This window comes from Streptomyces sp. NPDC028368, from assembly GCF_055565615.1.
This window is the reverse complement of sequence record NZ_JBVHTY010000031.1, coordinates 29,164-40,658: the sequence shown is the minus strand read 5'-3', so window position 1 is coordinate 40,658 and position 11,495 is coordinate 29,164. Positions and strand designations below refer to the sequence as shown.

9 protein-coding genes and 3 pseudogenes are annotated in these 11,495 nt (G+C 69.0%); 6 read left to right on the top strand and 6 right to left on the bottom strand.

The window, feature by feature from the left end; translation table 11 throughout:
- Positions 1–100: 100 nt before the first annotated feature.
- Both ACZ4S3_RS39265 and ACZ4S3_RS39260 read left to right on the top strand, forming a co-directional pair.
- Positions 101–586 (top strand): HalD/BesD family halogenase, encoded by a 486-nt coding sequence (locus ACZ4S3_RS39265; RefSeq protein WP_467943446.1) that lies wholly within the window; start codon positions 101–103, stop codon positions 584–586.
- Positions 583–1,410, top strand: a pseudogene (locus ACZ4S3_RS39260) (isopenicillin N synthase family dioxygenase); the annotation flags it as partial. The gene ACZ4S3_RS39265 and the pseudogene ACZ4S3_RS39260, both read left to right, overlap by 4 nt.
- A 345-nt stretch (positions 1,411–1,755) precedes the next feature.
- Here ACZ4S3_RS39260 and ACZ4S3_RS39255 read toward each other — a convergent pair.
- Positions 1,756–2,277, bottom strand: coding sequence for a TetR/AcrR family transcriptional regulator (locus ACZ4S3_RS39255; RefSeq protein ID WP_467943444.1), 522 nt, complete (start codon positions 2,275–2,277; stop codon positions 1,756–1,758).
- A gap of 357 nt (positions 2,278–2,634) precedes the next feature.
- Between ACZ4S3_RS39255 and ACZ4S3_RS39250 the strand changes: the two genes are divergently transcribed.
- Positions 2,635–3,876, top strand: coding sequence for an FAD-dependent oxidoreductase (locus ACZ4S3_RS39250; RefSeq protein ID WP_467943442.1), 1,242 nt, complete (start codon positions 2,635–2,637; stop codon positions 3,874–3,876).
- Positions 3,877–4,175: 299 nt separating this feature from the next.
- On the opposite strand, the gene ACZ4S3_RS39245 is transcribed toward ACZ4S3_RS39250, so the two are convergent.
- Positions 4,176–5,234 (bottom strand): aldo/keto reductase, encoded by a 1,059-nt coding sequence (locus tag ACZ4S3_RS39245; RefSeq protein WP_467943440.1) that lies wholly within the window; start codon positions 5,232–5,234, stop codon positions 4,176–4,178.
- A gap of 117 nt (positions 5,235–5,351) precedes the next feature.
- Here ACZ4S3_RS39245 and ACZ4S3_RS39240 point away from each other — a divergent pair, with 117 nt between their 5' ends.
- Together ACZ4S3_RS39240 and ACZ4S3_RS39235 are read left to right on the top strand one after the other, a co-directional pair.
- Positions 5,352–6,185, top strand: coding sequence for a helix-turn-helix transcriptional regulator (locus tag ACZ4S3_RS39240; protein WP_467943438.1), 834 nt, complete (start codon positions 5,352–5,354; stop codon positions 6,183–6,185).
- A 93-nt stretch (positions 6,186–6,278) separates the two neighbouring features.
- Positions 6,279–7,182 (top strand): annotated as a pseudogene (locus ACZ4S3_RS39235) (NADP-dependent oxidoreductase).
- 309 nt (positions 7,183–7,491) lie between these two features.
- On the opposite strand, the gene ACZ4S3_RS39230 reads toward ACZ4S3_RS39235, so the two are convergent.
- Positions 7,492–8,217 carry a dienelactone hydrolase family protein gene (locus tag ACZ4S3_RS39230; protein ID WP_467943436.1) on the bottom strand — a complete coding sequence of 242 codons (726 nt, stop codon included), beginning with the start codon at positions 8,215–8,217 and terminating at the stop codon, positions 7,492–7,494.
- A gap of 467 nt (positions 8,218–8,684) precedes the next feature.
- Between ACZ4S3_RS39230 and ACZ4S3_RS39225 the strand changes: the two are divergent.
- Positions 8,685–8,804, top strand: a pseudogene (locus tag ACZ4S3_RS39225) (IS630 family transposase); the annotation flags it as partial.
- 76 nt (positions 8,805–8,880) lie between these two features.
- Here the strand turns inward: ACZ4S3_RS39225 and ACZ4S3_RS39220 are convergent.
- From ACZ4S3_RS39220 to ACZ4S3_RS39210, 3 genes are all read right to left on the bottom strand, one after another.
- The gene (locus ACZ4S3_RS39220; RefSeq protein WP_467943434.1) at positions 8,881–9,654 is read right to left on the bottom strand and encodes a nuclear transport factor 2 family protein; all 774 of its coding nucleotides are present in this window, start codon (positions 9,652–9,654) and stop codon (positions 8,881–8,883) included.
- 156 nt (positions 9,655–9,810) lie between these two features.
- The gene (locus ACZ4S3_RS39215; RefSeq protein ID WP_467943432.1) at positions 9,811–10,215 is read right to left on the bottom strand and encodes a hypothetical protein; all 405 of its coding nucleotides are present in this window, start codon (positions 10,213–10,215) and stop codon (positions 9,811–9,813) included.
- Positions 10,216–10,546: 331 nt separating this feature from the next.
- Entirely contained in the window at positions 10,547–11,458 is a 912-nt protein-coding gene (locus ACZ4S3_RS39210; protein WP_467943430.1) for a LysR family transcriptional regulator, read from the bottom strand.
- Between the last annotated feature and the right edge of the window lie 37 nt (positions 11,459–11,495).

The window sequence follows — 11,495 nt, the reverse complement described above, 5'->3', positions numbered from 1 at the left end:
CTGGTCACACTTCCGCAGACGCAGCCAAGCCCGAGCCCGCCACTGCCACTACCAACGCCGAGGCCACACACCCCACATGCGGTTGCAGTACTAAGACCGTATCGAACCCGGCTCCCCGCTCAGGGCTCTCTACCACTGGGAGCCGTTGCTGGCGTTCGTCTCCGCGGTCGTCGGCCGGCCGGTGTTCCGCTCGGCCGACCCGCTAGGGGCCATGACGGTCCATGTCCACCACGAGCGCGACGAACAGGACTGGCACTTCGATGTGTCGGAGTACACGATCGTCCTGCACCTCCTCGCGCCCGAACAGGGCGGAGTCCTGGAGTACGTGCCGCGTTCGCGGGCCGCGGTGGAACAGGACCGCGACGCCCTGCGCGCCATCGCTGCCGGCCAGCGGCACGCGCTGACCCGCGACCTGGTCACCACACCCGGAACGCTGGTCCTGCACTCGGGCCGGGTCTCCCTCCACCGGGTCACCCCCGTATCCGGCCCCACCCCGCGCATCAGCGCCACCCTGTCGTACAACTCCGCTCCCGGCAGGCAGCTCAACTCCTACACCCGCAGCCTGTACTTCGGGAGGACAGGATGACCGCCCAGCACGGTCGTCCACCGCAGCTGCCCGAACTGAACCTGCGGGCATGGCACGACTCCGTGTCCCGACCGGCGTTCGCGGACCGGTTGCGGGACATCGCTCACCGTTCCGGCTTCTGCTACCTGACCGGGCACGGCATCACCCAGCCACGGTCGGCGGAACTCCTGGACCTGGCCAGGCGTTTCTTCGCTCTGCCGGAACACCGGCGGCTGGCGGTGGAGAACATCCACTCCCCGCACTTCCGCGGCTACACCCCAGCAGGCCGTGAACTCACCGGTGGGCGTAGGGACTGGCGAGAGCTGTTCGACGTCGGGCCGGAGCGCCCGGCACTTCCGTACGCCGCCGGAGCGCCGCCCTGGCGCCATCTGACCGGCCCCAATCAGTGGCCCGCTGGACTGCCCGAGCTGCGGCCCACCCTGCTCGGTCTGCTGGCGGAGCTGTACGACATCGGCTACGCGCTGCTGAGTGCCCTGGCACTGGGAATGGGCCTGCGCGAGGATCCGTTCGCCAACTGGTTCGGCGAACAGGCCCATGCGCGACTGAAACTGCTGCACTACCCGGCCCGGCCGGACCCCGGCCACGAACAGGGCGCGGGCCGGCACAAAGATTACGGTTTCCTGTCCATGGTCCTCCAGGACGCGCAGGGCGGGCTGCAGATCGCCGACGAGGAAGGCGGCTGGACGGACGCCGTCCCACGGCCCGGCACGCTGGTGGTCAACCTGGGCGAGATGCTCGAACTCGCCACCAGCGGCTACGTCCTGGCCGCCACGCACCGCGTGATCAGCCCGCCCGCGGGCTCGGACCGTACCTCGATCGCCTTCTTCCTCAACCCCCGGCTCGACGCGGAGATCACCCCCGTACCGCTCCCACCGCACCTGGCCAACCAGACGCGCGGCGGCACCCTGGACCCGGCCAACCCGGTGTTCACCACCTACGGCCGCAATGAATTCAAAGGCTGGATCCGGGCACACCCCCGCGTAGCGCGTCGGCACTACCCGGACGAGGTTCCTGGCGCCCGACGAGTTTCCGGTCCGGGGTGGCGCGGACGGTGCACGGGGTGCGCTTACGCGCGGCCCGGAAGCCCCTCGCACCGCGCGCTTCGCACTGCTCGGTGGGGTCGGCCACGTGGGCCGCGGCTGGTGCCGGGACGTCAGCGGGTGACCCCGTCATTCCGGCCGCGTGACCGCGCGCAGGTAGGCCTCGGTGAAGAGTTCGCAGACCTCGTTCACGGGTGGGAGGTCGGCGCCCGGCACGGGTTCGAGGACCGGTCGCAGGAGGATGTGGGTGACCATCGGGCCCAGCAGGAGCTGGACCAGGACCGGGAGTGGCAGCGATCGCATCCGGCCCGCCTCCACGTGCGGCAGCAGGAGCCGGGCGAGGCTGTCGTACAGGCGCGGGATGTACGCCCCCATCGCTCGCGCGGCGGGCCCGTCCGGCCGGCTGAAGAGGTCCGCGAAGATCGCCGGGAGCACGCGCGGCTCGCGGTCGAACGCCGTGACCACGGCCTGGTAGAGCACCTGCACGGTGTCCTCCAAGCGCTCCGGGGGGTCGGCTGCCAGGGCCTCCAGGTCGGGCAGTGGGCCGTGGAGTTCGTAGACGGCGCCGAGCAGGCCGTCCCGGCCGTCGAAGACCGTGTGCAGGCTGGGAAGCGAGCACGCGGCCCGCTCCGCGACGGCGTCCAGGGTCATCGCGCCGAGGCCCCGCTCGGCGACGAGCTGCGCCGCCGCCTCGATCGCGCGCTCGCGGACCGGCCGACGGCCGCCGGGGTCGACGCCCGCCCGCCGGACCGCTTCGTCCAGCGCGCCCCGGGAGCCGCCCAGCCGGCGCAGCAGTGTGCTGCGGGAGACACCGGCGGCCGCGGCGATCGCCGTCAGCGGGACGTCCGCGACGTCCCGGCCGCGTTCCCTCGCCGCCGCCAGGGCGGCGGCCACCAGATCCGAAATCTGCTCGTGTTCCTGCATGTGAAACATCATACGACTTGACACCTGAGACCGTTCCAAAGACTCTATATATGAGAGTTCCAGTCGGAACGAGGGGAGAGTGCCATGAGCGTCGTCATCTCCGGGGGTGGACCGGCCGGCATGATGCTGGGCCTACTGCTGGCGCGGGCCGGAATCGAGGTGACCGTGCTGGAGAAGCACGGCGACTTCCTGCGCGACTTCCGCGGCGACACGGTCCACGCGTCCACCGTGCGGCTGATGGACGAGCTGGGCCTGGGCCGGAAGTTCGCCGCGCTGCCACAGAGCAGGCTCGGCAACATGGAGGTGCCCACATCAGACGGCGGACAGATGCGGCTGACCGACTTCGAGGCCCTGCCCGCGCCGTACAACTACATCGCGATGATCCCGCAGTGGGACCTGCTCAACCTGCTCGCCCAGGAGGCCCGGCGAGAGCCGTCGTTCACCCTGCGGATGAACACCGCCGCGACTGGGCTGATCCGGGAGGGCGGCAAGGTCGTCGGCGTCCGCTACCGCACCCGGGACGGCGAGGAGGGCGAGCTGCGCGCCGCCCTCACCGTCGCCGCCGACGGCCGCCACTCCGCGCTGCGCCAGGACGCCGGCCTGGTGCCCCAGGAGTTCCCGGTCCCGTTCGACACCTGGTGGTTCCGGCTGCCCAGGCATGTCGCGGAGCAGACCCAGGAACCCCAGCTGGTCCCCGCATTCCGGGCTGGCGAGTTCGCGCTGAGCATCACCAGGAACGACTACTTCCAGATCGCCTACTTCACCACGAAGGGATCCGACCCCCGTCTGCGCACCGAAGGCATCGAACGCTTCCGGGCGCGGATCGCCGACCTGATGCCGCGGTACGCGGACCGGGTCGACCAGCTGCCGAGCATGGACGACGTCCACCTGCTCGACGTCCGGCTCAACCGGCTTCCGCACTGGTACGACGACGGCCTCCTGTTCATCGGCGACGCCGCCCACGCGATGTCCCCGGCCGGCGGAGTGGGGATCAATCTCGCCGTCCAGGACGCGGTCGCGGCGGCCACGCTGCTCGCCGAACCGCTGCGACTGGGCCGGCTGACCACCGCCGACCTCGCGAAGGTCCAGCGGAGAAGGTGGCGGCCCATGGTGATCCTGCAGCGAGTGCAGCTGATGCTGCACGACGGGTTCTTCGCCCCGGTCCTCACCGGCCGCCGGGTCGGCCCGCCCACCTCGATGGTCCTGGCCGCCCGGTACCTCCCCGGATTTCGCCAACTTCCTTCCCGCCTGGTCGCGTTCGGCCCGCGCCCGGAGCACGCCCCGGCCTTCGCCCGGCGCTTCCCGGCGGAGCCGGCGAGGGCGTAGGCCCCGCCGAGCCCGCGAGCGGCTTCGACGCCGTGGACGTGTGCGGTGCCGAAGAACATGTCGGTGTCCTCGGTCAGCGGCGCGAAGCCTTCCATCGAACTCCAACGTATCGATGGCGTCCATGAACTTCAGGGCCCACTCGGGCGCGCGCGGGCGTCACTTGTGCCATGTGCGTCTTCTCCATCATCTCCTGATCAGGTCGCACATCCACTCCTGATCAGGTCGCACATCCACGCAGAGGTGTGCCGATGATCGCCCCGAGGGCCTCGGTAGTGCTGCCCTCGGCGCTCGATCGGGCATCAGCGGCGGGTTTCGACCTTCAGGTCGCCGCGGGTCACCGCGCGCATCGCGTCGCCGGCGAGCAGGTCGTGCGGGAAGCCGAGTTCGATCGCGCCGGCCTCGTCGAGGCGGACCAGTTGGGAGATGGTGAAGTCGACCTCCAGGGCACCCAGATTGTCCTCCAGCTGCGCGGGGGTGCGGGCGCCGATGACCGGTGCCGTCACGCCCGGGTTCTGCAGGGTCCAGGCCAGCCCGACCTGGGCGGGTGTGCGGCCCAGCTCCGTGGCGACCTCCTTGACGACGTCCGCGATGGCGAGGTTACGTTCGGTGAGCGCGCCGTTGGCGATGGTGAGGTTCTTGCGGGTGCTGTCTGCGACGTTCGTCGCGGTCAGGTCGTCGCGGCTGTACTTGCCGGTGAGCACCCCGCCGGCCAGCGGTGAGTACGGGATCACCCCCAACCCCATCTCGTGTGCCATGGGGATCAGGTCACGTTCCCCGGTGCGCTCGATCAGGTTGTACTCGATCTGCAGCGCGACCAGCGGCGACCAGCCGCGCAGGTCGGCGATCGCCTGCATGCGCGACACCTGCCAGGCCGGGGCGTTGGAGATCGCCACGTACAAGACCTTGCCCTGCCGGACCAGATCGTCCATGCCGCGCAGGATCTCCTCGACCGGCGTCGTGAAATCCCACACGTGCAGGTAGAGCAGATCGATGTAGTCCGTATTCAGCTGTCGCAGACTGGCTTCCACCGACGCGAACAGGCTCTTGCGGTGAGGGCCCCCGGAATTCGGATCGCCGGGCCGGCGCAGCGTCGTGTATTTCGTTGCCAGCACCAGGCTTTCGCGGTTGTCGCGGGTGAATTCGCCCAGCAGGCGCTCGGAGCTGCCATTGGTGTAGGTGCTGGCGGTGTCGATGAAGTTGCCGCCGCGCTCGACGTAGAGGTCGAACAGCTTGCGCGCCTCGTCCTGCTCGGCGCCCCAGCCCCAGTCGGTGCCGAAGGTCGCCGCGCCCAGCGCCAGCGGTGAGACCCGCAGCCCGGAGCGGCCCAGCAGCCGGTAGGTGTCGAGGGTGAGCGACATCGTGTCCTCCTGTGCTTGTGATCCGCTGTCGAGAACAAGTCTGTGACCGCCGCGAGCCGGGGATAAGGGAAAGAAGTTCCTGGGAACGCCAGTCCTACCCTGGTTGTTGGACCGAACATGACGACCCACACCGTGGACACGACACAGGAACTGGCCGCGTTCCTGCGGACCCGGCGCGAACGCCTGGACCCGCACGATTTCGGCCTGCCGTCGCGTCGGCAGGCCCGGCGGACCCCGGGATTGCGCCGCGAAGAGGTCGCCGAACTGGCCGGGGTCAGCACCGACTACATCGTGCGGCTGGAACAGGGCCGCGGGCTGCGGCCCTCAGCGGACGTGGTGGAGGCGCTGGCCCGGGCGCTGTGCCTGGCCCCCGGCGAACGCGCCTACCTCTTCAACCTGGCCCAGCAGCGCCCCCGCAATGCCGACAAGCCCGCCACCACCGCAGCGCCGGCGCTGGCTCGGCTGGTCGCCGACCTGTCGCCGCTGCCGGTCATGCTGATGAACCACCGCTACGACATCCTGGCCTGGAACGGCGAAATGGCGAGGCTGCTACTGGATTTCGACACCCTGCCGCCGCCACAGCGCAATGCGATGTGGCTGTGCCTGATGCATCCGAAGATTCGTGAGCTCTATGTCGACCGCGGACGCGTCGTACGGGAGGGGATCGCCCACTTGCGCGCTGCGTGGGCCGCGCATCCGGAGGATCAGGCGTTGACCGACCTCATCGCCGAATTCACCACTCGTGACGAGGAATTCGCGCGCTTGTGGGCCGAGCGAGACATCAAGGTCAACGGCCGCGGGCGCAAGATGATGCGGCATCCTGACGTCGGTGTGATCGCAGTGCATTTCGAAGTGCTGATGCCACTTCAAGATCCGGACCAGCGCTTGGTGATCTACCGCGCCGCGGACGATGAGAGCCAGTCGGCCTTGGACCGGTTGTGCGCACGGTGATGCCGAACGTCCATTCGTACACTGAGTCGAACCGTCATTCCGGCGTGTTTTCGGAATCCATCGGTGAGATCCGGGCCGAGATCGGAGCAACTGATGAAGGCAGTCCGTTTCCACCAGTTCGGGGGCCCGGAGGTCCTCGAGATCGTGGATCTTCCCGATCCGCATCCGGGTCCCGGCCAGGTCCGGATTGCGGTGCGCGCGGCCGGCGTCAACCCGAGCGACTGGAAGAAGCGCAAGGGCCTGATGGATGAGGAGCTCCCGCAGACCCTCGGCTACGAGGCAGCGGGTGTGGTCGACGAGCTCGGCCAGGGCGTTGCGGATGTGGCCGTCGGTGATCGCGTGTTCGGCTTCTCCAGCGAGGGGGCGGCCCAGGCCGAGCTGGCGGTGCTGTCCTACTATGCGCCCGATCCCGCCGTCGCTTGACTTCCCCGGCGCTGCCGCGCTGCCGGCCGCCGTCGAGACGGCCACGCGCGCCCTTGACCAGCTCGGCGTCAAGAGCGGCAGCATGCTGCTCATCAACGGCGCCTCCGGAACCGTCGGCAGCGCCGCGGTTCAGCTCGCCGTGGTGCGCGGCGCGCGCGTGATCGGCACCGCCGGTCCGACAAACCATGAGTACCTTCGCTCGCTGGGGGCCGAGCCCGTCGCCTACGGTGAGGGCCTCGTCGAGCGGGTTCGCGCGCTCGCTCCCGACGGCGTCGGCCTCGCGCTCGACGTCGCCGGGAGCGGGGTGCTGCCCGAGCTCATCGGACTCGCCGGGAGCGCCGAGCACGTCATCACGGTCGCCGACTTCGGCGGAGCCCAGGAGCATGGGGTGAGGTTCAGCCGCGGGGACGCCGGCCGCGCGGTGCACGCGCTCGGCGAGATCGGCGAGCTGATCGAGTCCGGGCACTTCTCGCTCCCGGTCGCGCGGACTTTCCCGCTCGCCGAGGTTGCCGAGGCGCACCGGGTGAGCGAGCAGGGCCACGTACGCGGGAAGCTCGTGCTGCGGGTCGGCTGATGCGGCTGATGCGGCTGCGATGACCGTGCGTGACCCGGCTCGCCAGGTATAGGTCTCCCAGCAGCTGTGCGACCGGGCAGCAGAACCCACAGACACCCACGTTGCGGGGATCGGGTACGTCGGCCGAAGTGCCACCTTCGTGAGACTGAGCGACTGTGCCATCGACCTGAGGCAGTGAAAGAACTGCTGCTGCTCAGCGGGTGCGGCCTGCGCCACGAGCTGCGAGAACCTACACCCCTGTAGGTTCTCAAGCTCCGTGTCATTTTCTCCGCTGTCCTGTCATGACGATGGCAGTCCTGACGCTCTAGCTCACTCCGTTACGGGCAGGCACTCGGCGAGCAGGTCGACGACGTCATGCCAGGCTCGCTGCGCATGCCGCGGGTGGTATCCGACGCCGGGGCGCACGGTGTGGTCGACCGGCGGATGGTGGAAGGCATGCAAGGCGCCGCCGTAGACCACGAGGCGCCAGTCGACGCCCGCGGCCTGCATCTCGGCCGTGAATGCGTCCCGTTGCGCGGGCGGCATGATCGGGTCTTCCGACCCGACCCCGGCCCACACCGGGCAGCGGATGCGCGCCGCCTCGCCCGGTCGGCCCGTGATAGTTGCGTTGACTGTCCCGATCGCGCGCAGGTTGACGCCATCGCGCCCGAGTTCCAGCGCGATCGCGCCCCCGGTGCCGTAGCCGACGGCGGCTATCCGGTCGGGGTCGGTCCGCGGTTCGGCGCGCAGCACGTCGAGTGCCGCGTGGCCGATGCCCCGCATCCGGTCGGGGTCGGCGAGCAACGGCATGCAACGGGCCAGCATCTCCTCGGGGTCGCCCAAATAGCGTCCGCCGTGGATGTCGAAGGCAAGCGCCACGTACCCCAGTTCGGCGAGGGTGTCGGCCCGGCGGCGCTCGACGTCGCTGAGCCCCGTGCCCTCTGGTCCAAGCAGCACTGCGGGCCGGCGGTCGACACCGGCCGGGAGCGCGAGGTACCCGATCATCGTCAGGCCGTCGGCCGGGTACTCGACCGTGCGCGTTGTAACTGTCGTCATGAGACTGAACCGTAGTGATTGTCGAGCCCGGTCGGGCCGGTCTTCGCCGTCGGCAGAACAGCGCGGGTGTAGGCCCGTGGGTGGGCGCTGTGGAAGGTTCTGGTTCTGGCGGAGCACATCGACACCGATGCGAACCAGGCCGCTGGCCATCGCCAGGTCATTGAGGGAGTCCTGTCTGACCACAGCCACTCCGCCTGAGGCGGCCGTGCCGCTCGCAGGTAGAGGAAATGACACGTCCCTGAGACAACACCTCGGCGAAACGACCTGAGACAACCAGAAGAACCGCAGGTCACAGCACCTTCACGTGACAGAGGAGCTGACAACCTACATCAAGGTGCCGGGCGTTGTGGTGCTGCGGGCGAACATCTCGATCTCCCTGCCATGGGGCTCCACGACAGTCGATCGAATCGACGCCCTTGCGGAGCAGGAAGCCGGTGCCTTCCCTATGGCCGTAGGTGACGAAGCCTGCCGCCGCCGATCTCAGCCAGATCACCCGAGCAGTGAAGCGAAAACGCAAGATGGTCCAGTACCGCCCGCACCTGATCGACCGCTGCCTCACCGGCACAGGCCCTGTGCTGGACTCCTGACGCACCGGACCCACACCGCGGTCGGTCGCTCGGGCCAGGCGCGCGACCACGCCTGGCCGGCGCCGTTGTCTGCCCGTCAGGTATTGGCCCCTCGGGCCGCCACCGCCCAGCGGTCCACGATCTGCCCACCCTGCACAATGACCAGTTCATCGGCCAGGTTCACCGGCGTGCACACGTGATTGGGAACGACCGCGACCACAGTTCCGAGCGATGGGGCCTTGATGCCCTCGGGCAGCACGACCGTGGCGTGGTGTTCGGACAGTGACGTGACGGAGGCGTCCGGAAAGTCGGGCAGGTATCCGTGGCCGGTCACCCACGGGGATCTGTCCGACCCCAGCACCTTGCTGCCGACATCGAGCACGAAGCGTCCCGCGGCCGGCACGCTCACCACCGTCGCCACGGCGAGCAGGGCCAGATCGGCTGCACTGCAGGTGCCAATGGCCAACTGAGTCGCGTCGTTGAAGACGTACACGCCGGGCCGCAGCTCGTTCACCATGCCCGGCTTCCACTGTCCCGCCGTCGGTGTCGAGCCCCCGCTGACGACCCGGGCAGACAGGCCCACGGCGTTCAGGGCTTCCGCGGCTTCGCCGAGCGCGAGTTCCTCTTCGCGAGCCGCCTGCTCACGGGCCTGGGGCTCGCGCCGGTAGCCATGCCCGGGGAAGGTGAACACGATGCGCGGCCGGGATGGGTCATGTGCCGGCAGAGAAGCGAGGCCAAGATCGCTGGCGTCAACCACGAGATCGGGCGTGAACACCTCGTCGAATCGCTCATAGGCGCCGGCGTCACTCAGGTGACCATGGAGTGCGATCACCTCGTGGATCGCCAGCTGGTCGTCGGTGGTCAAGCTCATCGCAAACTCCAGACACATCTGTGGGCATGCGCCGGTCGAGGCTAGCACCGCCTTCCACTGCCCGGACGGGACGAGTTTGCCGTTGATGGGGACGCGATCAACAAGCCGCATGACACACCGATCCACAGGTCCTGACAATTCCTCTCGCACATCTGGTCAGTCGTGCCGGCCTCTGCCAAGGGATAGCGAGCCGCAGACGAAGCGCTCCTCGTGGTCGAGCAGCAAGGCGCTTCGCGCCCCTGCTCTTTCTGCTATCACTACGACATCGTCGAGGGCGGGATACCACAGATCGTCGTAGTGCTCCACAAACGTCGCGAACGGCATGCGCACCGCTGTCCTGTCCCAAAGCCAGCCCACACAGACCTCTTCGTGCCCAGCGATGGGCAACGCCAAGAGCCACTTGCGCACCATCGGGGTTTCCAGGTCAGAGACGTCCAGTACCGCCTTGGAGGACATGAGTTGGCTGCGCAGAGACTGGAGTGCGCCCACCGACGCCGTTAGATTATCGAACTCCTCCCTTTCGGGCCGCAGTCCAAACTCTGCCAGCGTTCGGGTCAGCATCGGGGGCACCGTGTCTCCTCTTCTCTCCCGTGCTCCACCACTCGGGGTGCCGACGTTCGAGCGTACGCAGGCGGCGGCAGCGGGCGAGCTGGGAGTCCAGCGAGCGGTGGAGGCGCGGGCGTAGCCGATGCGTACCTGCCCGGCCGGCTGGGTGGCGGCGGTGCGGGGGCGGGGCAGCTCGATCCAGGCGGAACCGGGCTTGCGTACGGCCGGGGTGTTTCGTCCGTCCTGCTGTTTGAAACACCTCATGAAACATGATCGCCGCAGGTCGGGTGTCGCAGCGCGAAACGCCGCTCCGGTCGGCGTCCGGCCGGGGCTGCCCGTGGCGGGATCAACGCCCCTTGTGCTGCTGTATCGCCTGCTCGCGAAGGGCGTGGATGAGCATCGTGACGTGGGGCCGGTCGCTACGGCTGATTGCGGCGACGCCGATGTGCCGGATCGGCCCCGGCGACTTGATCGGGACGGTGCATAGGCCAGGGATCTTCGGGGCGAGCGCAATGGAGGGGATCAGGGAGATTCCCATGCCTGCGGCGACGAGCGAGCGGGCGAAGAAGTAGTCGGTGGTGGTCCCGCGCACTTCCGGATCGAAGCCGGCGCGCTCGGCGTAGCGGCGCAGGTATGCCTCGGTCTTCAGGCAGCCGAGCACCCAGGGTTCGGCTGCCAGCTCGGCGAGGTCGAGCGCGTCGCGGTTGGCGAGTGGATGCCCTTGCGGCAGGACGACGTGCAGGGGGTCTTCCAGGAGCGGCGTCCACTCCAGGCTGGAGCTGGGTCCCGGTCCAACGGGTAGCGGGCCGTCGAAGTGGTAGGCGAGGGCGAGGTCCACGGCGCCCTGGCGGACGAGCGGCAGGGTGTCCTCGGGTTCGCCCTCCCTGACGTGGAGCACGGTGCGGGGATGGACTGCTATGAGCCGGGTGAGAGCGGCGGGCAGCAGGAGCCTGCCGCCGCTGGTGAAGGTGGCGACGGTGAGTTGGATACGGCCGGTGCTGAGCTGGGCGACCTGCTGTTGTGCGTGTTCGAGCTCTGCGGCGACGGATTCGGCGGCGCCGACCATGATCTGGCCGGCCTGTGTGAGGGTGACGCCGCGGGTGCTGCGGGCGACGACCTGGGCGCCGAGGCTGCGCTCCAGGGCGGCCACCTGCTGGGAGACGGCCGAGGGGGTGAGGCGGAGAGCCGTGGCCGCCTGGTTGAAGCTGCCGTGCTCCGCCACCGCCCGCAGGACGCGGAGCCGCTGCACATCGATCAACAGTTTTCCTTAATGCGTATCCAGTAAGTCAGGACTT

Coding starts and splice junctions, on each gene's coding strand:
- ACZ4S3_RS39215 (WP_467943432.1), bottom strand. CDS start 10,215: ATGCTGACCCGAACGCTGGCAGAGTTTGGACTGCGGCCCGAAAGGGAG.
- ACZ4S3_RS39230 (WP_467943436.1), bottom strand. CDS start 8,217: ATGACGACAGTTACAACGCGCACGGTCGAGTACCCGGCCGACGGCCTG.
- ACZ4S3_RS39245 (WP_467943440.1), bottom strand. CDS start 5,234: ATGTCGCTCACCCTCGACACCTACCGGCTGCTGGGCCGCTCCGGGCTG.
- ACZ4S3_RS39220 (WP_467943434.1), bottom strand. CDS start 9,654: ATGAGCTTGACCACCGACGACCAGCTGGCGATCCACGAGGTGATCGCA.
- ACZ4S3_RS39250 (WP_467943442.1), top strand. CDS start 2,635: ATGAGCGTCGTCATCTCCGGGGGTGGACCGGCCGGCATGATGCTGGGC.
- ACZ4S3_RS39255 (WP_467943444.1), bottom strand. CDS start 2,277: ATGACCCTGGACGCCGTCGCGGAGCGGGCCGCGTGCTCGCTTCCCAGC.
- ACZ4S3_RS39240 (WP_467943438.1), top strand. CDS start 5,352: ATGACGACCCACACCGTGGACACGACACAGGAACTGGCCGCGTTCCTG.